This is a genomic window from Clostridium oceanicum, from assembly GCF_039521385.1.
Classification (GTDB): Bacteria; Bacillota; Clostridia; order Clostridiales; family Clostridiaceae; genus Clostridium_F; species Clostridium_F oceanicum.
Genome location: NZ_BAAACG010000013.1, coordinates 251978 through 276877 on the forward strand (window position 1 = coordinate 251978; position 24900 = coordinate 276877).

18 protein-coding genes are annotated in these 24900 nt (G+C 27.1%); 14 read left to right on the top strand and 4 right to left on the bottom strand.

Annotated features, from left to right (window positions below; translation table 11 throughout):
* Positions 1-39 precede the first annotated feature (39 nt).
* The gene (locus ABDZ71_RS15135) at positions 40-840 is read right to left on the bottom strand and encodes an MSCRAMM family protein (protein ID WP_343762844.1); all 801 of its coding nucleotides are present in this window, start codon (positions 838-840) and stop codon (positions 40-42) included.
* A gap of 131 nt (positions 841-971) precedes the next feature.
* Positions 972-1517, bottom strand: a complete 546-nt coding sequence (locus tag ABDZ71_RS15140; RefSeq protein ID WP_343762845.1) for a helix-turn-helix domain-containing protein — start codon at positions 1515-1517, stop codon at positions 972-974.
* Positions 1518-1952: 435 nt separating this feature from the next.
* Between ABDZ71_RS15140 and ABDZ71_RS15145 the strand changes: the two genes are divergently transcribed.
* From ABDZ71_RS15145 to ABDZ71_RS15185, 9 genes are all read left to right on the top strand, one after another.
* Positions 1953-3359 carry an APC family permease gene (locus ABDZ71_RS15145; protein ID WP_343762847.1) on the top strand — a complete coding sequence of 469 codons (1407 nt, stop codon included), beginning with the start codon at positions 1953-1955 and terminating at the stop codon, positions 3357-3359.
* Between the two features lie 103 nt (positions 3360-3462).
* Positions 3463-4539, top strand: a complete 1077-nt coding sequence (locus ABDZ71_RS15150; protein ID WP_343762849.1) for a M24 family metallopeptidase — start codon at positions 3463-3465, stop codon at positions 4537-4539.
* Between the two features lie 617 nt (positions 4540-5156).
* Positions 5157-7760 carry a bifunctional acetaldehyde-CoA/alcohol dehydrogenase gene (gene adhE / locus ABDZ71_RS15155; protein ID WP_343762851.1) on the top strand — a complete coding sequence of 868 codons (2604 nt, stop codon included), beginning with the start codon at positions 5157-5159 and terminating at the stop codon, positions 7758-7760.
* A 706-nt stretch (positions 7761-8466) separates the two neighbouring features.
* A complete protein-coding gene (gene adhE / locus ABDZ71_RS15160; protein ID WP_343762853.1) occupies positions 8467-11073 on the top strand; it encodes a bifunctional acetaldehyde-CoA/alcohol dehydrogenase in 2607 nt (868 codons plus the stop codon).
* Positions 11074-11306: 233 nt separating this feature from the next.
* The gene (locus ABDZ71_RS15165; protein ID WP_343762855.1) at positions 11307-11606 is read left to right on the top strand and encodes a DUF2325 domain-containing protein; all 300 of its coding nucleotides are present in this window, start codon (positions 11307-11309) and stop codon (positions 11604-11606) included.
* Positions 11597-11791, top strand: coding sequence for a hypothetical protein (locus ABDZ71_RS15170; RefSeq protein ID WP_343762858.1), 195 nt, complete (start codon positions 11597-11599; stop codon positions 11789-11791). Before ABDZ71_RS15165 ends, ABDZ71_RS15170 begins: the two co-directional genes overlap by 10 nt.
* A 450-nt stretch (positions 11792-12241) precedes the next feature.
* Complete coding sequence (locus ABDZ71_RS15175) at positions 12242-12916, top strand: response regulator transcription factor (RefSeq protein ID WP_343762859.1); 675 nt, start codon at positions 12242-12244, stop codon at positions 12914-12916.
* Positions 12913-13959 carry a sensor histidine kinase gene (locus tag ABDZ71_RS15180; RefSeq protein WP_343762860.1) on the top strand — a complete coding sequence of 349 codons (1047 nt, stop codon included), beginning with the start codon at positions 12913-12915 and terminating at the stop codon, positions 13957-13959. Before ABDZ71_RS15175 ends, ABDZ71_RS15180 begins: the two co-directional genes overlap by 4 nt.
* A 78-nt stretch (positions 13960-14037) precedes the next feature.
* Entirely contained in the window at positions 14038-14340 is a 303-nt protein-coding gene (locus tag ABDZ71_RS15185) for a Dabb family protein (protein WP_343762862.1), read from the top strand.
* Between the two features lie 182 nt (positions 14341-14522).
* Here ABDZ71_RS15185 and ABDZ71_RS15190 read toward each other — a convergent pair whose 3' ends face one another.
* A complete protein-coding gene (locus ABDZ71_RS15190) occupies positions 14523-15722 on the bottom strand; it encodes a PLL family lectin (RefSeq protein ID WP_343762863.1) in 1200 nt (399 codons plus the stop codon).
* Positions 15723-15900: 178 nt separating this feature from the next.
* Between ABDZ71_RS15190 and ABDZ71_RS15195 the strand changes: the two genes are divergently transcribed.
* From ABDZ71_RS15195 to ABDZ71_RS15205, 3 genes are all read left to right on the top strand, one after another.
* Positions 15901-16443, top strand: coding sequence for a phosphatase PAP2 family protein (locus ABDZ71_RS15195; protein WP_343762865.1), 543 nt, complete (start codon positions 15901-15903; stop codon positions 16441-16443).
* 323 nt (positions 16444-16766) lie between these two features.
* Entirely contained in the window at positions 16767-18863 is a 2097-nt protein-coding gene (locus tag ABDZ71_RS15200) for an efflux RND transporter permease subunit (protein ID WP_425544720.1), read from the top strand.
* A gap of 42 nt (positions 18864-18905) precedes the next feature.
* Positions 18906-21443, top strand: coding sequence for a hypothetical protein (locus tag ABDZ71_RS15205; RefSeq protein WP_343762869.1), 2538 nt, complete (start codon positions 18906-18908; stop codon positions 21441-21443).
* A gap of 147 nt (positions 21444-21590) precedes the next feature.
* On the opposite strand, the gene ABDZ71_RS15210 is transcribed toward ABDZ71_RS15205, so the two are convergent.
* Complete coding sequence (locus ABDZ71_RS15210; protein WP_343762870.1) at positions 21591-22229, bottom strand: histidine phosphatase family protein; 639 nt, start codon at positions 22227-22229, stop codon at positions 21591-21593.
* A gap of 520 nt (positions 22230-22749) precedes the next feature.
* Here ABDZ71_RS15210 and ABDZ71_RS15215 point away from each other — a divergent pair.
* On the top strand, positions 22750-23439 hold the full coding sequence (locus ABDZ71_RS15215) for a response regulator transcription factor (RefSeq protein WP_343763025.1): 690 nt from the start codon (positions 22750-22752) through the stop codon (positions 23437-23439).
* 26 nt (positions 23440-23465) lie between these two features.
* Entirely contained in the window at positions 23466-24860 is a 1395-nt protein-coding gene (locus tag ABDZ71_RS15220; RefSeq protein WP_343762872.1) for a sensor histidine kinase, read from the top strand.
* Positions 24861-24900: the final 40 nt, after the last annotated feature.

The following is a 24900-nucleotide window of genomic DNA, read 5'->3' on the forward strand; positions in this document are numbered from 1 at the left end:
ATCAAGATAGAAGGTTTTATAAAATATTATTTTAATAGTTTATTCTTTAGAAAGTATATAGTAGCTTCCAAGGCATACATTATAAAAAAGATAAATGCCATCATCATTAGTTCGAGTTGTTTGTATAGGTTTATTTGTACAGCTATCCATTAAAATTACTAGAGCATTTTTAATTGGTATTTTAGTAGATGAAGATTTAATAATGCCATGAATTGTTGATTTTAAGCATAATCTATTTAAGGTTATATTACCAAGATTATATAAATAATTTGATTCTTTTATATTTAAACATAGTTCTTTTTTTTCATATTCATGAGAGCAAAAGATAAGTTTGTAGTAATTAGGGTCTATATTATCAAATAAAAAATCACCATTTTCATTAGAAAAAGTTTTATGTAAAATTCCTTTATCTTTATTTTCTAAGGTGATTTCAATATTTAAGCAAGGATTATTAAATTGGTCTTTAATTTTTCCGTATATACTGGATAGATGTTTTTCTTCTCTAGATAAAAAAATATATATATCATTTTTAAGTTGATCTATATTATATATATTAGTACTATAGGTTATAAAATTTTTTTTACTTACTATTATTCGTATATACTCTGGAAATCTAAAACAAAAAGAAAATTTTCCTTTTTTATTAGAAAAACAGTGACATATAGGATTTAAATTTTTATCTGTGATTTTTATACAAGCATCATTTATTGGCATGTTAGTACATTTTTTTTGTACTATACCAGTTATTTTAAAAAAAGTATTACTTTTATCTTCTATAGATATATTTTTAAAAACTTCCTGATTTTTATGCTTAATACATATTATATCTTTATTGCTCATAAAAGCACTTCCTTATATGGTACTAAATTTACTATTGTTATTATTTATAATATGTATTCAATTATGTTTAAGTGAGAAAATATTTTAACCCCAATGGAGAGTTTCATTGGGGTTTTAAACTATATTTTAGTTTAAAATATTCTAGGGTGGACTATTGTAAGAATTTCAGCATCCATATCTAAAGGATTTATTAATATATGTGGTATAGAGGCAGGAAAATGGATTGATTCACCAGATTTTATTATATAATCTTTATCCTCTAAATTAGCGATTATCGTTCCTTTAAGTACATATATAAATTCTTCTCCTGGATGACTAGATTTATCTCCATGTTTTTGATTAGCAGGAATAATAACTACTATAGATTCTAAAGTTCTTTTATCAAAATCTCCACTTAATCTTATAAATTTAGAATCAGATCCTTCTAATTTAAATGTACTTTGTTCTTCTTTTTTTACTAAAAATTTGTGAGGTTTAGAATCGTTAAAAAAGTATGTTATAGGTACATTTAAAGCTTCAGATATTTTTTTTAAAGAAGTTATTGCTAAGGATGAAGTGTTGTTTTCTACTTGTGATAAAAAACTTATTGATAGTCCAGTTTTTTTGCTTAAATCTTTTAAAGTTAAATCTCTTTTCTTTCGTAATCCTTTAATCTTATCAGCTATTTCGTTAATCATAATATCCTCCAAGGTGATAGCTTTTCTGATTTTTCTTTCAATTATGATATCACATTAAATTATTGAATTCAATATTTATATCAATTAATGTAGTTATAAGTGATTTAGTACTCTATTTACAGTATAAGAATAAATTTCTTTAAATACAACTAATTATGTAATGGATTTAATAAAATATATATTTGTATGGATTAAAATTAGTTTATTTAAAATAATCATTTAGTACATTAAAAGATGAAAAAGATGTTAAAAAATTAAATTAAATAATTATATTTAAGTATTAGTGTAAAAATTACTGTTATATTTAAAAAAATATGTACATATTTAGAAAAATATGATAACATCAAAATATAATTGGAATATTTTAAATATAAATATTTCAGAAAACAAACAAAAGAGAACTGATTAAATGTTCTAAAATATGGAGGGGTAAAAATGAACAAAAAAATAGGCCTATGGGACTTGGTGTTCATGAATGTATCAGCATTATTTGGAATTAGATGGATAGCTAAATCAACAGCATCTAGTTTCGGATTAGGATTAGGGGCTATACCTGCATGGTTTATATTTGCATTTATTTTCTTTGTTCCAGCATCACTTATATGTGCTGAATTAGCGTCTACTTATCCAAGGGATGGTGGACTTTATGAATGGGTAAAAGAAGCTTATGGTGAAAAATCAGGGTTTATGGTATCTTGGCTTAATTGGACATCAAAACTATTTTGGTATTCATCATTTTTAACGTTTTTAATGGTTAATGTTGCATATGTATTAGGAAAACCAGAACTTGCAGGAAACAAAATTTTTGTTCTTGTCTGTTCTTTAGTAATATTTTGGGTATTATCCGCAATTAGTACAAAAGGAATGTCTTTTGCAAAAATCTTTACAAACATTGGAGCATTAGGTTCTACTGTACCTACTATACTTTTGATTGCTATGGCATTTATAGCAGTAATAGCTTTTGGTTATAAACCAGCTTCAACTTATACAGTATCAACTTTAATGCCAAAATTAAATATGGATTCATTAGTTGCAATATCAGCAGTTATGTTCGGACTTTCAGGAGCTGAGACTACTGCAAATTTTGTTACTGAAATGGACAAGCCAGAAGTAACTTTCCCTAAAGCTATAATGATTTCAGCAGCTTTAGTTGCAGGACTTTATGTTTTAGGTTCAATAGCTATTACAATGATAGTTCCAACAGATCAAATAACAGCATCTGAAGGGGTTTTAGTTGCATTAGATCAAGTAGCAGTAGCTTTAGGAATAGGACATTGGTTTATAAGAATAGTAGCATTTGGAATAGCTTTATCAGTATTTGGAGCAATAATATTATACATAGCATCTCCAATAAAAATGTTATTTGGTAGTGTTAAAAAAGGAGTGTTTTCAGACTCATTTACAAAAGTTAATGATCATAATATTCCAGTTAAAGCTGTTTATTTACAAGCAATTATAGTAAGTGCAATTCTTTTAATTACTACACTATTACCATCAGTTGATGCTATATATAATGTGCTTGTAACAATGACTGCATTAACAGCATTGTTCCCATATGTTCTTTTATTTAAATCATACATAAAGCTTAGAAAAACTAGACCTAACGAAAAAAGACCTTATGAAATGTCAAAAAATAATGGAAAAGCTATAGCAATAGCTAATATGGTATTAATAGTTTGTATAATAGGAATAGTTTGTTCAGCAGCACCAGTTATGCCATCATTAGGAGAAAACATATGGTATGAAGTACAGATGATTGGTGGAGGTTTAATAGTAATATTTGCAGGATTATTAATATGGAAAAGATTCACAAAAAGAACTGGATTTAAAGAATCTTCTTAGAAATAATAAAGACCTAGTAGTATAATAAAAGAGATTGAAAGTTCCCTGCTTTTAGCAGAGAATTGATATATAAAAAATAATATTATCAAGGGGGAACTATATTATGAAAGAACAAAGAGTAAAAAAAGTATTAGAAGGAATGAAAAAAAGAAATTTATCTCAAATGATAATTTCTGATCCAGCTGCTATATTTTATTTAACAGGTAAATGGATTCATCCTTATGAAAGATTATTAGCACTTTACTTAAATGAAAATGGAAATCACAAATTCTTCCTTAATGACTTATTTACAGTAGAAGAAGATTTAGGAATTGAAAAAGTATGGTTCAGTGATACAGATGACGCAGTAGAAATAATTTCAAAATATGTAGAAAAGGACAAGCCAATGGGTATTGATAAGAACTGGCCAGCTCGTTTCTTATTAAGACTTATGGAGTTAAAAGGTGGAAGTAAATTTGAAAACTCTTCTATTATTGTAGATAGAGTTAGAATGCAAAAAGACGAAGAAGAAAGAAACTTAATGAGAGAATCTTCAAGAGTAAATGATATAGCTGTAGAAAAATTAATAAAAATACTTCCAGAGAGACATTCAGAAAAAGAAATGGGAAAAATCTTAGGAGAAATATATACAGAATTAGGAGCAGAAGGTTTTTCATTTGATCCAATAGTAGCATATGGAGCAAATGGAGCAGACCCACATCATGAATTAGATGGTTCAATGGTTAAAGAAGGAGACAGTATTGTTATAGATATAGGATGCGTAAAAGATTCTTATTGTTCTGATTTAACTAGAACTGTATTTTATAAATCTGTTTCAGAAAAATCAAAAGAAGTATATAACACAGTATTAGAAGCTAATAGAAGAGCAGAAGCTATAATAAAACCAGGAGTAAGATTCTGTGACATAGATAAAGCTGGTAGAGATTACATTGAGTCTAAAGGATATGGAAAATATTTTAATCATAGAATTGGACATTCAATAGGTATAGAAGATCATGATTTTGGAGATGTTTCTTCTGTAAATACTGATGAGATTAAACCAGGAATGATATTCTCTGTAGAACCAGGAATATATATACCTGGCGAAGTTGGAGTTAGAATAGAAGATTTAATACTTGTAACAGAAGATGGTTGTGAAATACTTAATAAATATAACAAAGAATTAACTATAGTAGGTTAGTTTTATAGTTAATATTAGAATTTAAAACATATATAATGTAAAAATAAATGATTAAATATTAAACACTTTAAAGCATAAAGTCTATTTATGTTTTAAAGTGTTTTTTTATTATTATTTAATAAATTATAATTTTTTAAAATAAATTAGTTATCTTAAAAAGTGATATATATAAACCTATTAAAAGTTTGTTAAAAATATTTCATACTATTTTAGAATTGGATTTTACTGTGAAAAATATCTGTATATTAAATATACATGTATTAATATTTTACAAAGTCTTTTGTATCAAGTGATATCAACGTTTTAAAAGATAAAATGATTAATGTGATTCTCATTTTTAATAATAAATATATAATATTTATATTAATAATTTTAATTATTATAAATATTAAATTGAAAATAAATAAACGTTTACTACATAAAAACTTAAAAAAATTCATTAAATGTGACAAAAATATAACGAAATTTATTGACTCTCATATTTTAAAGGTATAGCATGGATGTTGTTGGAATAAATGAAATAAATTACTAATTAATATTTCGTTTATAAAAATATAAATAAAAAATACCTGAATAATCAATTTAAATAACTTTTAAATAATGAGAGGTGTGGTTTTATGAAAATTACTAATCTAAATCAACTTATGAAAAAAATAGAGGACGTAAGAAAAGCTCAAAAGGAGTATTCTACTTACACCGAAAAACAGGTAGATAAAATATTTAAACAGGCAGCTATGGCGGCAAACAAGGAGAGAATAAGCCTTGCTAAAATGGCTGTAGAAGAGACAGGTATGGGACTTTTAGAAGACAAAGTTATAAAAAATCACTTTGCATCAGAATATATATATAATAAATATAAAAATGAAAAGACATGTGGGGTTATAGAAAAAGATGAGACTTTTGGATTAATTAAAATGGCAGAACCGGTAGGGGTTATAGGAGCAATAGTTCCTACAACAAATCCAACTGCAACTGCTATATATAAAGCACTTTTAGCTTTGAAAACTAGAAATGGAATTATATTTTCACCTCATCCAAGAGCAAAGAAATCTACAATTGAAGCTGCAAAAGTTGTGTTAGAAGCTGCTGTTAATGCAGGTGCACCAAAAGATATAATAGCATGGGTAGATGAGCCTACACTTGAACTTTCAAAAACAATAATGAGTGAATCAGATTTGGTCTTAGCAACTGGTGGTCCAGGAATGGTTAAATCAGCATATTCTTCAGGAAAGCCAGCTATAGGTGTTGGACCTGGAAATGCACCAGCTATTTTAGATGAAACATGTAATATTAAGATGGCAGTTAGTTCGGTGTTGATGTCAAAAACTTTTGATAATGGAATGGTTTGTGCAACAGAACAATCTGTTATTATATCAAGTAAAATATATGATAAGGTTAGAAAAGAATTTTTACTTAGAGGGGCATATATTTTAAATAAAGAAGAAAAAGATAAGATTAGAAAAATATTATTAATTAACAATAATAAATCAGTAAATCCTAAAATAGTTGGCCAATCACCATATAAAATAGCAGAAATGGCAGGATTTAAAGTTCCTGAAAGTGCTAAGGTTCTTATAGGAGAAGTAGAATCTGTAGAACTTGAAGAACCATTTTCTCATGAAAAGCTATCAACAATTCTTGGAATGTATAAAGCAGATAATTTTGAAGACGCACTTAAAAAAGCTTGTAGATTTGTAGAGTTAGGCGGTTTTGGTCATACATCTTCACTATTTGCAGATAGAGTAATAGCAAAGGATAAAATAGATAAGTTTATAACTACAATGAAAACTAGTAGGACGATTATTAATATGCCATGTTCTCAAGGCGCAATTGGAGATATATATAATTTTAAATTAGCACCGGGGTTAACTCTTGGTTGTGGAACATGGGGAGGAAATTCAGTATCAGAAAATGTAGGACCTAAACATTTATTAAACATTAAAAATGTAGCTGAGAGGAGAGAAAATATGCTTTGGTTTAAAGTACCACAAAAAGTTTATTTTAAATATGGTTGTCTTCCAGTAGCTTTAAAGGATTTAAAAGGTAAGAAAAAAGCATTTATAGTTGCAGGTAAAGTTTTAACATCCTTAGGATATATAGATAAAATAGTTAAAGTTTTAGAAAATGATGGGGTATCCTGTAAGTTGTTTTCTGATGTAGAGCCAGATCCAACTTTAAGAGTTGCTAAAAAAGGTGCTGAAGAAATGAAGCGCTTTGAGCCAGATGTTATAATTGCTGTAGGCGGAGGATCTTCTATGGATGCTGCTAAGATTATGTGGGTATTATATGAACATCCAGAATTAAAATTTGAAGATTTAGCTATGAGATTTATGGATATAAGAAAGAGAATATACACATTTCCACATATGGGAGATAAGGCTACAATGGTATGCGTAGCAACTTCAGCTGGAACAGGTTCAGAAGTAACACCATTTGCTGTTATAACAGATGAAAAAACAGGTATGAAATATCCACTTGCAGATTATGAGTTAACTCCAAATATGGCTATAATTGATCCAGAATTAATGATGAATATGCCAAAAGCATTGACAGCTTCCACAGGAATAGATGCACTAACTCATGCAATAGAATCCTATGTATCTGTAATGGCTTCAGATTATACAGAAGGATTATCATTAAAAGCTATAAAATTAATATTTGAATATTTACCAAGAGTATATAACCATGGTAAAACCGATGTAGAAGCTAGAGAAAAAATGGCTAATGCATCTACAATAGCAGGACTAGCTTTTGCTAATGCTTTTTTAGGAGTATGTCATTCAATGGCTCATAAATTAGGAGCAGTTCATCATATATCTCATGGAATAGCTAATGCTTTGTTAATAAATGAAACAATAAAATTTAATTCATCTGATAATCCAAGTAAGCAAGCTTCTTTTCCACAATATAAATATCCAAGTGCTAAAAGTAGATATGCTAAAATTGCAGATTATTTAAATTTAGGTGGAAAAGATGATGATGAAAAAGTAAAACTTTTAATAAAAGCTATAGATCAATTGAAAGATAAAGTTAATTTACCAAAAACTATAGAAGAAGCAGGAGTAAAAGAACATGATTTTTACGAAACATTAGATGCTATGTCAGAGCAAGCATTTGATGATCAATGTACAGGTGCTAATCCAAGATATCCATTAATAAGTGAAATTAAAAATATGTATATAAATGTATATAGTAACAATAAAAAAGAAAGTATCAAATAATTTATATGAATTTACCTTATAGAAGTATATACAAAACAAACCTTTAACAAATTATTTTGTTAAAGGTTTGTTTTGATTTTATTTAAGATACTATAATTTTAAAAATGAATTAGTTACCTTAAATATATAAATTTAATTAATAAGATTTTTTACTTTATTTTAAAATCAGTGAAATATTAGAATTAATAAAAACTCTTTTCTATATGTAATTATTGAAAGGAGAGTATGAAAAGAAAGAAGGTTTTGCTTTGAAATATAATGTTAATATATTAACATTATTAAGAATAGCATCATTTTAAAGTAAAAAATGGAATGTATTAGGTTATTGAGTTGTTTTATAAAATATCTATGTGGATTTCTATAGCGGTATAGCTGTATTTTCTAATAATTGTTAATAGGTTAACGTGAATAGAAAATTCTAAAAATTCTAAACCTATATATCTTATATATAGTGCTTTTTAAGCTTATTTTTGATTATAATTTAAAATTATTATAAAAACTAAACGTTTACCGAATATAATATAGAAATATATCTTTAAAATGATAAAAAATTAACAAAGATATATTGACTTGAGGCATATAGTACTGTAATATAGAAATTGTTAAAAATATAACAAGTATAAATGATTAATATATGAGAAAAATAAAAAAGATACTTAAAAAGAAATTTATAAAAATTAAAATAATATAATAAGAGGTGTGGTTTATGAAGGTGACAAATATGGAAGAACTAATGAAGAAGTTTGACCAAGTAAGAAAAGCTCAAAAGGAATATTCTACTTATACTCAAGAACAGGTAGACAAGATATTTAGACATGCAGCAATGGCTGCTAATAAAGCTAGAATAAGACTTTCTAAAATGGCTGTAGAAGAAACTGGAATGGGAATAGTAGAGGACAAGGTTATAAAAAATCACTTTGCTTCAGAATATATTTATAACAAATATAAAGATGAAAAAACATGTGGAGTTATAGATAAAGATGAAGCTTTTGGATTAACAAAAGTAGCAGAGCCTATAGGAGTTATTGGAGCTATCGTTCCTACAACAAATCCAACTTCAACTGCTATATATAAATCACTATTATCTTTAAAAACTAGAAACGGAATTATATTTTCACCTCATCCAAGAGCAAAAAAATCTACAGTTGAAGCTGCTAAAATAGTTTTAGAAGCTGCAGTTGAAGCCGGTGCTCCAAAAGATATAATAGGATGGATAGATGAACCTACACTTGAGCTTTCAAAAGCAATAATGAGTGAAGCAGATACAATACTTGCAACTGGTGGTCCTGGAATGGTTAAAGCAGCTTATTCTTCAGGAAAGCCTGCTATAGGAGTTGGAGCAGGAAATACTCCAGCTATATTAGATGAAACATGTAATGTTAAAATGGCAGTTAGTTCAATATTAATGTCAAAAACATTTGATAATGGAGTTGTATGTGCATCAGAGCAATCTTTACTTGTATCAGATAAAATATATGATGAAGTTAGAAAAGAACTTTTAGCTAGAGGTGCATATCTTTTAAATAAAGAAGAAAGAGAAAAAGTAGCTAAAGTAATTCTTGTGAATGGAAATATAAATGCTAAGATAGTAGGTCAGCCAGCTTATAAAATAGCAGAAATGGCAGGAGTTAAAGTTCCAAAAGAGACTAAAGTTATTATAGGAGAAGTAGAATCTGTAGAACTTGAAGAACCATTCTCACATGAAAAATTATCACCAGTACTTGCAATGTATAAAATAAAAAGTTTTGAAGAAGGACTTAAAAAAGCTTGTAGACTTGTAGAATTAGGCGGTTTTGGTCATACATCTTCTTTATATGCAGATAGAATAAAAGCAAAAGAAAAAATAGCTAAATTTGGAGCTACAATGAAAACTGGTAGAACAATTGTAAATATGCCATCTTCTCAAGGTGCTATTGGAGATATATATAACTTTATGTTAGCTCCATCACTAACTCTTGGCTGTGGAACATGGGGAGGAAATTCTGTTTCAGAAAATGTAGGCCCTAAACATTTATTAAACATTAAAAATGTAGCTGAGAGGAGAGAAAACATGCTTTGGTTTAGAGTTCCAGAAAAAGTTTATTTTAAATATGGATGTCTTCCAATAGCCTTAAAAGATTTAAAAGACAAGAAAAAGGCATTTATTGTTACAGATAGAGTTTTACATGAATTAGGATATGTAGATAAAATAACTAAAGTATTAGATGAAATAGGAGTTTCTTATAAAATATTCTCAGATGTTGAGCCAGATCCAACTTTAAAAGTAGCTAAAGCTGGAGCAGAAGAAATGAAAAATTATAAACCAGATGCTATAATTGCTCTAGGTGGAGGATCTGCTATGGATGCTGCTAAAATTATGTGGGTATTATATGAGCATCCAGAAATAGAATTTGAAGATTTAGCTATGAGATTTATGGATATAAGAAAAAGAGTTTATGAATTCCCACATATGGGCGACAAAGCAACAATGGTATGCGTAGCAACTTCTGCAGGAACAGGATCAGAAGTAACACCATTTGCGGTTATAACAGATGAAAAAACAGGAATAAAATATCCTCTTGCAGATTATGAATTAACTCCAGATATAGCTATAGTTGACGCAGATTTAATGATGAATATGCCAAAAGGATTAACAGCAGCTTCAGGGATTGATGCACTAACACATGCAATAGAAGCATACGTATCTGTAATGGCTTCAAACTATACAAATGGATTAGCATTAGAAGCTATTAAACTTATATTTGAATATTTACCAAAGGCATATAACAATGGAAATACTGATGTAGAAGCTAGAGAAAAAATGGGAAATGCATCTACAATAGCAGGAATGGCATTTGCTAATGCTTTCTTAGGAGTATGTCACTCAATGGCTCATAAATTAGGGTCAACACATCATGTACCACATGGTATAGCTAATGCATTATTAATAAATGAAACAATTAAATTTAATTCAGTAGAAAATCCTACAAAACAAGCCGCTTTTCCACAATATAAATACCCAAGTGCTAAGTGTAGATATGCTAAAATTGCAGATTATTTAAATTTAGGTGGAAAAGACGATGATGAAAAAATAAAACTTTTAATGAAAGCTATAGATGAATTAAAAGCTAAAGTTAATATACCAAAAACTATAGAAGAAGCAGGAGTAACAGAAGGTGACTTCTACGAAACATTAGATGTTATGTCAGAGCAAGCATTTGATGATCAATGTACAGGAGCAAATCCAAGATATCCATTAATAAGTGAAATTAAACAAATGTACATTAATGCTTTTACTGGAAATAAAAAAGTATCTAAAAAAACAAAAAAGTAATTTAATATAAAGTATATACAAAAGAAGCTATCAGAAAGTAATTTTCTGATAGCTTCTTTTATTAAGTAAATTATAAATTTTTTTATAATAGATTATTATAGGGAAGATTCAAGCTTTAAGAGATAAAATTGGTTTAAATTTAATATTTATAAAGGCATAAATCTATTGACTGTAGCATAAAATAGCTATATAATTGTAAATGAAAATCAATATCAATTAAGTGAGGTGATTAAGTGAGTGTATTAGTAGTTGGAGGAGATAAAATCGGCACAATAAAGTGTAACTTAAAGCAAATAGGATTTGATCAGATAAAGCATGTAACAGGCAGAAGAACTAAAGATAGACAGATTCACGTGCCTTGCAATATAGATTTAGTTTTAGTTTTGACTGATTTTATAGGTCATAAAGTTGTTCAGACTGTAAAACAGCAAGCTAAGATACATAACAAAGAAGTTGTTTATTCTAAGAGAGCATGGTCATCTATAGAAAGAAATTTAAAGATAAATATGGAGGATAAAAACAAGTGTTATTAAAACTCTTAAAAGAAATAGCATATATATATAGTTGTTTTGTATGTAAGTTTGCTAAAAAATTTAATATTACAGAACTTATGATAAAAGATATGATATATAAATTGATTAAATTTGATTATAGGGAAAACATTAAGAATAAAGCGTTAAGATACAGTAATGAGGAAAGCAAAGTCTGTAGTTGTTGATTTAATAAACAGATTTTAATATAAAATAGTTAATATATAATGAACCAATTATAATATAAAACTTAATAGAGTATTTCTAGTAAGGCTAGTATTTTATTTTAAAATGCTAGCCCTATTAATATTAAAATAAATAATATTATATTTTTTTAAGTAGATATAGTAGAAAATTTTAGAAATAAATAGAAATTTAAGATTAAAGAAAGTTAGTATTATAGAAATATATAATTTTGTTATATATAATATATAGTAAGGTTTAATATTTATTAAATAAATATTAGTTATATTTTAAACTTTTATATTTTGAGTTTGATACTAGAAATAACTTAAATAGTGTATTTTAAAGCTATTATAAAAATTTAATGTAAATATATTGATTGTTATTGGTATTAATCTATACAAATATAAAATTTAGCCAATACTAATCATATAATTGAAGAGGAGAGATAACATATGTTTAAAATACTTGTTGTAGAAGATGATAGTGTTATAAGAGATGTTATATTAGAAAATATAGATAAATGGGGTTTTGAAGGAGAAAAGATTGAAAATTATTCTGAAGTTCTAGATACATTTATAAAGACAAAACCACATTTAGTTTTAATGGATATAAATCTTCCTGCTTTTGATGGCTTTTATTGGTGCAACAAAATAAGAGAAATATCAAAAGTTCCAATAATTTTTATATCTTCAAGAGATACAAAGATGGATATTATAATGGCTATGAACATGGGAGCAGACGATTATGTTCAAAAGCCTTTTTATATAGATGTTCTTATGGCAAAGATAAACGCAACTTTAAGAAGGGTTTATTCTTATACAAACATAGAATCTAATGTCATAGAATATGATGGTGTAATACTAGATTTAAAAGAAGATAGATTAATGTATAATGAAGAAAGCATTGATCTTACAAAAAATGAATTTAAAATACTTTATGTTTTGATGAAAAACAACGGAAATGTAGTTAGTAGAGAAAAGATAATGAGAAATTTATGGGAAAATGAAAGTTTTGTTGATGATAATACCTTAACTGTAAATATAACTAGACTTAGAAGAAAAATAGAAGGAATAGGCAAAAAAGATTTTATAAAAACTAAGAAAGGAAAAGGATATATAATATCATGAGTTTAAAAAAATATTTAAAAGACAAAAGTTCTTATATAGTTTTTTACTTTTTATTAATGACTTTTATGTCTTTTATAATATATTTAGATGGCACTATTAAAGTTCATATAAGTAATATAATATATATAAACATTGTTGGAATAGTATTTTTTATATTGTATTTATTAATAGGCTTTATTAAAAAGAAAAATCATTATGAGTTTGCTCAGGATATTTTAAAGGGAAAAATAGAAAATTTAGATGAATATTCTATAGTAGAAGCATTACCTAACCCTACTAATTATGATGAAGAAGTATATATAGAACTTATAAAAATACTCCATAAAATAGAGAAAGATAAGATAAATAAAATGTATAAAGATAAAAAAGAAAACAAAGAGTTTACTTTATCTTGGGTACATGAAATAAAAACACCTATAGCTGCAAGTAGATTAATATTAGATAATAGTATTGGTAAATCTGTTGATTATGTAGTAGATAAAATAGAAAATGAGATAGATAAGATAGACGAATTTGTAGAACAGGCGTTATATTATTCAAGAGCAGGTTCTTTTTCTAAAGATTATTTTGTAACTGAATTTAAATTAGAGGAAGTTATAAAAACTAGTATTAAAAAGCATGCTAAAATTTTCATAAATAAAAGGATAAATATGAAAATGGATAACTTAGATATATACGTTTCTAGTGATAAGAAGTGGTTACTTTACATAGTAGATCAAATTTTATCTAATGCTTTAAAATATACAGATTCAGAAGGAGAAATACTTATAAAGGCAGAGAAAAATTCTAAGGAATCAAAACTTATAATAAAAGATAATGGTGCTGGTATAAGAAAAGAAGATATAGATAGAGTATTTGAAAAAGGATTTACAGGATATAATGGTAGAGAAAATTATAAATCTACAGGACTAGGTCTTTATTTAGCTAAAAAACTATCTAAGAAGTTAGGTCACAATATAACATTAAAATCAGTTTTAAATGAATATACAGAAGTTACAGTTCATTTTCCTAAACTTATAGAATTTTATAATGAAGTTAGGTAAAATTAGATAATAATTAAAGATGAAATTTGTAAGGATACTTACAAGTAAAATAAATAAGAAACATTAGGGGGAATTAACATGATTAAACACATAGTTATGTGGAAACTAAAAGATACTGCAGAAGGAAAAACTAAAAAAGAAAATGCAGAAATAATTAAAAAAAGATTAGAAAGTTTAAAAGGAAAAGTAGAAGAACTAAAAGGATTAGAAATGGGCATAAATATTAATTCATCAGATGCAGCATATGATTTATCCCTTTATTCTGAATTCGAATGTCAAGAGGATTTAGATAAATATCAGGTTAATCCTCTTCATCTTGAAATAGTTAAGTATGTAAAAAAAGTAGTACAAGATAGAAAAGTAGTAGATTACATAGTATAACAATTTCTTATATAATAAGAAAACATATATGAGTATAAAGACAGTTATTTTTACATGTCTTTTATATCATATATGTTTTTATTTATATATTAAAGTAAGATATTTAATCTATATTCAAATAAATAGTTTAAAAGTAAAATTGATTTTAGTTTTTGTAATTAATATATTTATTTTAATTGGTTTTAATAATATATTTTATGAATTGTATTGTTTCTTCTATTTTTAGCAAATACATCTATTCTATTAGAATTTGGAGATACAGATACTGGTTCAGAAGTTAAACGTCCGCCTAATCTATACCATCTACTCCATCTTCTCCCGTTCCAATATTTATATATTAATCTATTTTGAGTTCCTCTAGCAAAAACGTCTATTCTATTAGTTCCCCTTGAAGATGCAGCAGGGTCAGAAGTTAAAAATCCACCAAGATTTTCCCAATTACTCCATCTAGAACCGTTCCACCATTTATGAATTAAATTATTATTAGATCCTCTAGCAAAAACATCAACTCTATTAGGTCCCCAAGAAACAGCACCAGGGCCAGAAGTTAAATTTCCACCAAGGTTTTCCCAATCGCTCCATCTAGAACCGTTCCACCATTTATGATAAAGTTTATTGTCTCCACCTCTAACAAAAGTATCTAGTCTATTAGGAGCCCAAGAAGCTACAGCTGGTTTAGATGTTAAAAATCCACCAAGGCTTTCCCAATTACTCCACCTAGAACCATCCCACCATTTGTGGTACATAGCATTATCTTCACCACGTACGAAAACATCAATTCTATTAGGACTCCAAGCTACTGCACTAGGAGAAGAAGTTAATTTTCCGCCAAGGCTTTCCCAATTTCTCCAGTTACGTCCGTTCCACCAATTATGAATTAATTCATTATTTATCCCTCTAGAAAAAATATCTATTCTGTTAGAACCCCAAGTAGAGGCCCCTAAGCCTGAAGTTATTGTTCCAGGAATAGTTTCCCAAGGAGACCATCTATATTGCATATTTTGTTGCCTATAATCATCTATAGAATCTTCTTCTTGATAATAGTTGTTGTCGTCATTTTCTGTATCTTCATATTCGTCGATGACTTCATTATAGTTATTATTTTCATTATCATCGTAATCATCAAAGTTGTCATCAGAATAATCATCAATGTCGTCACTAGGATTATTTTCTTCAATTCCACGGCATAAGTTCATACTGTTTGGCATTTCATAACAAGAGTTATCTATAGGAATATAACCTCCATACATAGCATAAGGCCAAACATATCCTTGAGGATAGATTTGCCCTCTATACATTGAATTCATATTACAATATGGACACATATTGCAATTAGGATAACATCCACATATGTTATTTGAGCAGTTTGAATCATTACACATAATTAATAATTCCTCCTAATAATACTAATTATATATTATTCAATTTTAAAAGAAAGGTTACTAAAATGAAAAAAATCTTTATTAACTTTTTTTATAATATGGTACAATTAATTAAAATAATGTATACTTATTAATTCAAGTGTACCTAATATAAAATTTTATAGAAATGAGGAAAAACATGAGTTTTATACAAAATATAGATTTAGATATTCTTAAATTTATACAAAATAATATAAGAAGTAGTTTTTTAGATAACATTGTACCTATTATAACTAAATTGGGTAATGTAGGTATTATATGGATAGTTATTGCTATAATACTTTTATTTATGAAAAAGTATAGAAAAGTAGGAGTTTTAATGTTAATAGCTTTAATTTTTACCCATCTAATTGGAACTGTAATTATAAAAAATATAGTAAGAAGACCTAGACCCTTTACTTTAATGAATAATTTTCAATTATTAATAAAAAAACCTGGTGAGTTTTCTTTTCCTTCAGGTCACTCTTCAACTGCCTTTGCATCTGCAACAATACTTGGGTATTACATAAAAAAAATAAGAATACCAATATTTATATTAGCTTTTTTAATAGCTTTTTCTAGATTATATTTATTTGTACATTATCCTTCAGATGTTTTGGTAGGAGCAATACTTGGAATTATTTGCTCATTTATAGTTATAAAAATATATAATAAAAAATTTAACTACATTAATAAGTGTTAAGTTTATGAAAAATTAAATATGTAATATAGTGAAATTTTATAAAAAGTCATTAGTTAATAAAAACAATTAACTAATGACTTTTTCTTATGTAATAACTAATAGATTTATTTTTAGAAAATTTAGTTATTTTGAATAATTTATAAATTTTTAAAATTATATACAATTATATGTTGACTTTAAGTCATTGTGGTATATAATGGAATTGTATATAAATGACTTAAAGTCATTAAGGGCGTTTATTAACTATTAAATTAATAACAAAAGAAAAATATGAATTGGTAAATTCGTAAGATATAAAAATAAAATATAAGGAGATGACCCTGGTGAAGAAATTTGGTAAATTTATTGCTAAAAAAAGAGTACTAGTGCTTATAATTGCCATAGCTTTATTAATTCCTTCTCTGTATGGAATGGCTAAAACAAAAATTAATTATGACATACTATCTTATTTACCAAAACAATTGGAGACAGTAAAAGGTCAAGATGTTTTAGATGATACTTTTTCAGATGCAGCAACATCAATGTTAGTTATAGAAAATATGGAATCAAAAGATGTAGTAAAAGTTAAAGATAAGATTTCAAAAGTTGATGGTGTAGAAAAAGTATTGTGGATTAATGATTTGGTAGATACAAGTATACCTAAAGAAATATTACCAGATGAAATAAAGGATATTTTTTATAGCAATAATTCAACATTGTTACTTGTGAAATTTGGTAGCCCAACAGCTTCAGAAACAACTCAAAATGCTATAGCAGGTATAAAAAAACATTTAAACAAACAATGTTTTTTAAGTGGTATGTCTGCAATAATAAAGGATACAAAGGATTTATCTGATAAAGAAACACCATTTTATGTACTTATAGCAGTTGTCCTTTCTACTATAGTTTTAATGCTTACAATGGAATCAACTATAGTACCATTCATATTCCTTATATCTATAGGTTTTGCTATTGTTTATAATATGGGAACTAATTTATTCTTTGGTCAAATTTCTTATATAACAAAGGCGCTGGCAGCGGTACTGCAACTTGGAGTTACAATGGATTATTCTATATTTTTACTTCATAGATATGAAGAGGAAAAAGAAAAGTATGAAGATAAAGAATTTGCAATGTCAGAGGCTATATCAAAAACAGTAACATCCATAGCAGGAAGTTCTTTAACTACTATAGCAGGCTTTTTAGCTTTGTGTGCTATGCAACTTACTTTAGGAAAAGATATAGGTTTAGTAATGGCTAAAGGTGTAATTTTAGGAGTTATATCTACAGTAACTATATTACCAGCATTTTTATTGTATTTTGATAAGCCAATACACAGACATATGCATAAATCAGTATTACCACAATTTAGAAAAGTAGCAGAAATAGTTACAACTAAATATAAGTTATTTATAGTTCTATTTTTAGTAGCTTTTATACCAGCAATATATGGTCAAATGAATACAGATGTTTATTATACTTTAGATGAATCTCTTCCAAAGGATATGGATTCAATAGTAGGAATAAACAAGTTAAAGCAAGATTATAATATGACAACTACTCACTTTGTTTTAATGAAAGATTCAGTTAAGCCTTATGAAGTAAGAGATATGGTAAGCCAGATGAAAGATGTTGATGGTGTAGAAAAAGTAATTTCTTATGATGATATTGTAGGCGAGGGAATACCTGAAAACTTCATGCCAGATGAAGTTAAGGAGAACTTTAAAAAAGATGGATATAATTTAATACTAGTAAATTCAAAATATAAAGCAGCTAGAGATGAGGAAAATGCTCAGATAGATGCTTTAGATAAAATAGTAAAAAAATATGATAGCAAAGCTATGATAACAGGGGAAGGTCCATTAACAAAATCTTTAATAGAAGTTGCTGATAAAGATTTTAAAAATGTAAACTATGTTTCTATATTAGCTATATTTGCTATAATATTCTTCCTATTTAAGTCAGTTTCAATACCAGTTATTCTGGTATCATCTATTGAACTTGCTATATTTGTAAATATGGGTATACCACATTATACAGGTACAGTGATACCATTTATTGCATCTATAGTTATAGGGACAATACAATTAGGAGCAACCGTTGATTATACTATATTGGTAACAAATAGATTTAGAGAAGAACTTAGAAATGGACACAACAAGAAAGTAGCAATGAAAATTGCAATAAAAGAATCAGCAAGATCTATAGTAACAAGTTCATTAACTTTATTTAGTGCTACAGTAGGTGTTGCTATTGTATCAAAAATGTCATTGATAGATAGTTTATGTATACTAATGGCTCGAGGGGCTCTTATTAGTATGGTAGTAACAGTATTTGTATTACCATCTATTCTTTTAGTTATGGAACCTATAATAGCTAAAACGACTAAGAATTGGAAAAATAAACCTGTGATGAAAGGAATAAAAAAGGCATCTGCCTAGAAATATAAATATATTTATAAATAATGGTAGGGGGTTTAGATTATGAATCGTAAGTGTATGTCAAAAAAAGTTATTACTTTAGTTATTGTAGCTGCAATGTTAAATTCAGGGCTAGCTGTACATGCAGCAGATAAAGATAATGCAAAGAAAGATGAGGCAGTATATGTTACTTTAGATTCTAACGGAATTATAAAAGAAAAAATAGTTAGTGATTGGTTACATTCAGATAAAACTAATGTAAAAATAGAAGATAAATCTTCATTAACACAAATAAAAAATATAAAAGGTGAAGAACATCCAGAAATATCTGGAGAAAATCTAACTTGGAAGTCTGATAAAAGTGATATTTACTATCAAGGTAAAACAAATAAAAAATTACCTTTAAATGTTAACATAGAATATGAACTTGATGGTAAAAAGATAAAAGCTAAAGATTTAGCAGGTAAATCAGGAAATGTAAAAATAAAAATAAAATTTAAAAACTTAGATGCTCATACTGTAAAGGTAAAAGGAAAAGATAAAACTGTTTATACACCATTTACAGTAGGAGGAGTTGTTGATCTTCCAACAGATAAGTTTAAAAATATAAAAGTAAGTGACGGAGAACTTATATCTGACGGTAAAAATCAAATGGTAGCTTTTGCATCTCTCCCAGGGTTAAAAGATAGTTTAAATATAAGTAAAGATTTAATAGATTTAGATTTAAAAGACGAAATAGAAATAACAGCAGATGCAAAAGATTTTGAATTAACACCAATAATGATAACAGCAACACCTAAGTTACCGGAAATGGATAAAATAGAGAAATCTGATACAATAGATGAATTAAAAGATGGAATAAAAGAGTTAAAAGACAATAGCTTAAAATTAGTAGATGGAAGTGAAAAGTTAGCTTCTGGTTGCAGTGAATTCTCAGGAAAATCTAAAGAATTAGTAAGCAATGTTTCATTATTAAATAGTAAAATGGGAGAACTATCAAGTGGAATATCTTTATTCAATAATAAAGCATTAAATCCAATGAAGTCAGGAAGTAAAAATTTGGAATCAGGAATAATGCAGTATACAGCAGGTGTAGGAGTAGCTAAAAAAGGTGCAGTAACTTTAAGTGATGGATTAAAGAAAGCAGGCCCAGGAGCAAATGAATTAGGTCAAGGTTTTTTAAAGGCTTCAAGTGGAGCAAATGATTATTCTAAAGGAGCAAATGGTTATTCTAAAGGGGCGGATACTTTTTCTAAAAAAAGTAAAGAATTTGCTGATGGAACAAGTTCACTTTCAACTAAAACAGGAGAACTAGTAGGTGGAACTAGTCAGTTAAAAGAAGGAATTAGTCAGTTTAATTCAAAAGCTAAAGAGATAACAGATACAAGTGCAAAGATTAGTAGTAGTATGGATGATATTGTAAGTAAAACTGAAGAATTAACAGGAGGAAGTCAGCAGGTTTCACAAGGATTACAAAAAAGTATAGATTCTCTAAGGCAACTAGAAGAGGCTAAAAAACAAGAATCACAAGGAATGCAAGAAACAATAAATAATATAGAAAAACTACAACAGCTTATAGCTCCACTTCAAAACATAACAGGCGCAGAAGGTATATTTGGTAAGTTAAGTGGAGGTTTTGAACAACTAAAACAAAAGACTATAGAAGGAAAACAAGGTAGTGATAGGATTTTAGCTAAACTTCAAGAACTAGAAGGAGGATTAAATGGAATAAAAGAAGGTGCTGATAGAGTTAGTGGAGGAATTAATAAACTTCAAGTAGGACAAAAAACACTACAAAGCGGTGCTAATCAGTTTGCAGAAAAGACTAAAGATTTACCTCAAAAGGTAGGGGAGCTTGATGCAGGAGCAGGAAAATTAAGCCAAGGAGCAGCTCAATTAAAACCAGGTTTAAAGAAAATAAAAGAAGGAAGTCAAGGTTTATCTAAAGGGGCTAAAGATTTAGGTGGAGCTAGTACAAAATTAGGAGCAGGATCTAAAGAACTAGGAGTAAAAATACCACAATTAGTAGGTGGAACTAAACAGTTTAATTCTCAATTAAAAAGTGCTGTAGATGGTTCTAAGCAAATATCTGATGGTTTATGTCAATTAGATGGAAAATCACCAGACCTTAGAGGAGGAGCATCAAAACTTTCAAAAGGTGCTACTGAAGCTTCTAGGCAGTATTCTCAGATTAATAGTGGAGCTTCACAGTTAGCAAATGGAACTAATCTATTAAATGATGCTACTAGTATATTACCATCAGCCGTTGGACAGCTTTCTAAAGGAGCTTCTGATTTAAAAGATGGAATGAAGAAATTCAATGATGAAGGTATAAATAAATTAGACAGTAAAGTATCCGATGGAGTAACAGATGTAGAAGAGATTATGGATACTAAAGATGAAATTGTAAATTTATCTAAAGACTATGAAACTTTCACTGGTGTAGGAGATAATATGGAAGGTGAAGTTAAATTTGTTTTAAAAACAGATGAAATAAAGAAGCCTAAAGTAGAAAATAAAAAGAAAGATTTTTCTAATAAAGAAAATAAAGAAAAAGAAGAAGGCGGATTTGTAAATTGGATAAAAAATATATTTAATTAATTCTTTTAAAGTAACTAAATGTTTTTTAATAATTTATCTAAATTGATAGATTAAAGGTTATTAGAAATGATGGAGTATCATTTTCTAATAACCTTTTTATTTTTACTAAGGAAATAATAGTTTTTTTATTAATATGTAACTTTGTTTTTAAACATATGATTTTATTTTATAATCCTTAGGAAGATGGTTTGTATCATTAAATGAAACAAGTGTAGGATTAAAATCTTCATCAAAAGAAAGTTTTGAAATTGCAGTATTTCCTAGAACTAATTTATGGTACATAGTCATTTTCCAATCAAAAATACCAATTAGTCCAGCTTTTATTATTCCACCATGAGCTACAATAATAATTTTTTTACCTTTATTTTCTTTGGCAATTTTCATAATTTCTTTTTTAGATCTAATGCTTGCATTTTTTAAACTTAAATCGCCCCCAACAAGAGAGGCAGCTATTTCATCAGTTTTCCAAATTTTAAATTGGTTTGTATATTGAGATTTTATTTGAGGTACAGTTAAGCCTTCCCATTCACCAAAATTTATTTCTCTTAACTGATTTGAAATAATAGGAGTTGTACCTGTATTTTCACAAACAGTTTTTGCAGTTTCAATAGCTCTCTTTAAAGGGCTTACATATACTAAATCAAAACTTTTATCAAACCTTTTTTTTAGAAATTTAGCTTGAAGTATACCTTCACTTGATAAAGGGATATCTTTACATCCTTGAAATTTTCCATAGGCATTCCATTCGGTTTCCCCATGTCTTATTAACCATATTTGTGTATTCATGAAAATCTCCTTTAGAATCTATTAATTATTGCATGTGCTATTATATTTTATAATTATACTTCTATGTATTTTTAAGTCAACAGAGATAGCTTTAGTTATTTTTTATTTGAATGTTCGTTAAGTAGTAAAATTGAATTATAGACTGTTTTTTAAAATAAAATAATGTCATTAGAATAATACTATAATAGTACTATAAAATAAATTGGGAATATATTATAAATCTCAAAAAACGGCATGGATAATACTTAAGATTAAAAAAAATGGAGAAAAAGCCTGTACAAAAAGGGCAAATTAATGATAAATTTAAAGTATGCAACTAAATTTAGACATATAAAAATAAATAAGTAAAAGATTTGATAGAAAGATTATTTCTACATTATTAATTATATATTATTTGAAATCAAATATAACTGAGGTTTAATTTAAAAAATTGGCCATATAAAAATAAATAATAAATTAACTAGTTATTTATTTAAATATGACTAAGGGCATGGAGTGGTATAAGATGGAAAATAAAACAATAAATAAAATACTTATAGTTGAAGATGAAGAATCAATAAGAGGTTTTATAAAAATAAATTTAAAAATGAATAATTTTATGGTTTTAGAAGCTTCTTCAGGAGAAGAAGGGGTTAAAAAAGCTAAACTTGAGAAACCAGATGTAGTAATTTTAGATGTAATGCTTCCAGGGATTGATGGATTTAAAGTATGTAGTATATTAAGAGAAGAGTTTCCTAAAATAGGCATAATAATGCTTACAGCTAAAAGTCAAGATATGGATAAGATTATGGGATTAGAATATGGAGCAGATGATTACATAATAAAACCTTTTAATCCTTTAGAACTTACATTAAGAATAAAGGCTTTGCTTAGAAGAGTAGTAGAAGATGAAAAAAATGAAGCAACTAATTTGATATACGGTGGAGAATTTAGAATAGATACTTATTCTCAAAAGATATACAAAGGTGACTTGGAATTAGAAATTACCCCAACAGAATATATGATTATGAAGATATTTATGCAAAATCCAGGTAAAGCCTTTAGTAGAGATGAGCTTTTAGATATAGTTTGGGGATATGATTTTATAGGAGATTCAAAAATAGTAGATGTAAATATAAGAAGATTAAGATCAAAAATAGAAGAATGTCCATCTAAACCTCAATATATAAAAACAGTGTGGGGCACAGGATATAGATGGCAAAATCCTTAACTAAATAATTTATATTAGGAGTTATTATGAATAGTATAAAAAAGAGATTAGTTAGTAATTTTATAATAATAATAATAATAAGTGTTGTTATTCTAGAGTTATTACTAATAATATTTACGAAAAAGTATTATTACAATAATTTAGAAGAAGTAATGACAAACCAGATAAAGATGTCTTCTGAATTTTATGATAAATATTTTTCTAACGCATCTTTAAAAGAAAATATTTTAGATAATGTAGATGCATTTTGGACCCAAACTTCTGCACAAGTTCAAGTAGTAGATTTATCAGGAAATATACTAATGGATTCTATAGGAGTGTATCATTCTAAACAGTTATATACTACTGATTTTATCATGGCAAAGAACGGTAAAAAAGGAGTTCTTACAAAAGAGGTAGATTATGATGATCATAAAGTTATGATAGTAAGTTATCCTCTTTTATCAAGAGGTAAAATAATAGGAGTTTTAAGATTTATAACTTCTCTAAGAGCTATAGATAAACAAATATATCAAATATATATGGGATTTATTTTAATAGGTGTTATAGTTACAATAATATCTATAATACTAAGTGTATTTTTAGCAGATAGTATAATAGTTCCAATAAAAGAATTAAATTATGTAGCAAATAAAATGGCATCAGGAAATTTTAAAATAAGAAGTAATAAGACGGTAGATGATGAAATTGGTGAGTTATCAGATACACTTAATTATATGGCAGATGAGATAGTAAAAAAAGAACAAATGAAAAACGAATTTATATCATCTGTTTCTCATGAATTAAGGACACCTCTTACATCTATAAAAGGCTGGGCAATAACTTTAAATTCTCAAAAAAAGTATGATGAATTAATATTTAAAGATGGACTTAAAATAATTGAAAATGAAAGTGAAAGATTAACAGAAATGGTAGAGGATTTATTAGATTTTTCTAGGCTTATTTCAAATAAAATGCAACTTAGGCGAGAAAATGTAAATTTATATACTCTTGTAAAAGAAGTAAATACACAAATGAATCCTTACGCTGAAAGAAGTAAAATTAATCTTAATCTAGTATGTGAAAGTCCTTTAATAAGTGTATATGTAGATAAAAATAGAATAAAGCAAGTATTAATTAATTTATTAGATAACGCATTTAGATTTACAGAGGAAAATGGAATGGTTAGTTTAAAGGTTTATGAAGAAGATGAAAATGTTATTATAATTGTAGAGGATAATGGATTAGGAATAAATGAAGAAGATTTACCAAGAGTTAAAGAAAAATTTTATAAAGGTAAAACTGTAAAATCGAAAAGTGGAATAGGACTTTCTATATGTGATGAAATAATAAAACTGCATAATGGTGTATTTAACATAGAAAGTGAATTAAATGTAGGAACAAAAGTCTATGTAAAATTACCTAAGAATTTTGTAGATTAACTTTAAGGCATATAAAAATCAATTAGCATAGTGAGGAGTT

Coding starts and splice junctions, on each gene's coding strand:
- ABDZ71_RS15205 (WP_343762869.1), top strand. CDS start 18,906: ATGAATCGTAAGTGTATGTCAAAAAAAGTTATTACTTTAGTTATTGTA.
- ABDZ71_RS15185 (WP_343762862.1), top strand. CDS start 14,038: ATGATTAAACACATAGTTATGTGGAAACTAAAAGATACTGCAGAAGGA.
- adhE (WP_343762851.1), top strand. CDS start 5,157: ATGAAAATTACTAATCTAAATCAACTTATGAAAAAAATAGAGGACGTA.
- ABDZ71_RS15190 (WP_343762863.1), bottom strand. CDS start 15,722: ATGTGTAATGATTCAAACTGCTCAAATAACATATGTGGATGTTATCCT.
- ABDZ71_RS15150 (WP_343762849.1), top strand. CDS start 3,463: ATGAAAGAACAAAGAGTAAAAAAAGTATTAGAAGGAATGAAAAAAAGA.
- ABDZ71_RS15195 (WP_343762865.1), top strand. CDS start 15,901: ATGAGTTTTATACAAAATATAGATTTAGATATTCTTAAATTTATACAA.
- ABDZ71_RS15175 (WP_343762859.1), top strand. CDS start 12,242: ATGTTTAAAATACTTGTTGTAGAAGATGATAGTGTTATAAGAGATGTT.
- ABDZ71_RS15140 (WP_343762845.1), bottom strand. CDS start 1,517: ATGATTAACGAAATAGCTGATAAGATTAAAGGATTACGAAAGAAAAGA.
- ABDZ71_RS15210 (WP_343762870.1), bottom strand. CDS start 22,229: ATGAATACACAAATATGGTTAATAAGACATGGGGAAACCGAATGGAAT.
- ABDZ71_RS15220 (WP_343762872.1), top strand. CDS start 23,466: ATGAATAGTATAAAAAAGAGATTAGTTAGTAATTTTATAATAATAATA.
- adhE (WP_343762853.1), top strand. CDS start 8,467: ATGAAGGTGACAAATATGGAAGAACTAATGAAGAAGTTTGACCAAGTA.
- ABDZ71_RS15145 (WP_343762847.1), top strand. CDS start 1,953: ATGAACAAAAAAATAGGCCTATGGGACTTGGTGTTCATGAATGTATCA.
- ABDZ71_RS15180 (WP_343762860.1), top strand. CDS start 12,913: ATGAGTTTAAAAAAATATTTAAAAGACAAAAGTTCTTATATAGTTTTT.
- ABDZ71_RS15135 (WP_343762844.1), bottom strand. CDS start 840: ATGAGCAATAAAGATATAATATGTATTAAGCATAAAAATCAGGAAGTT.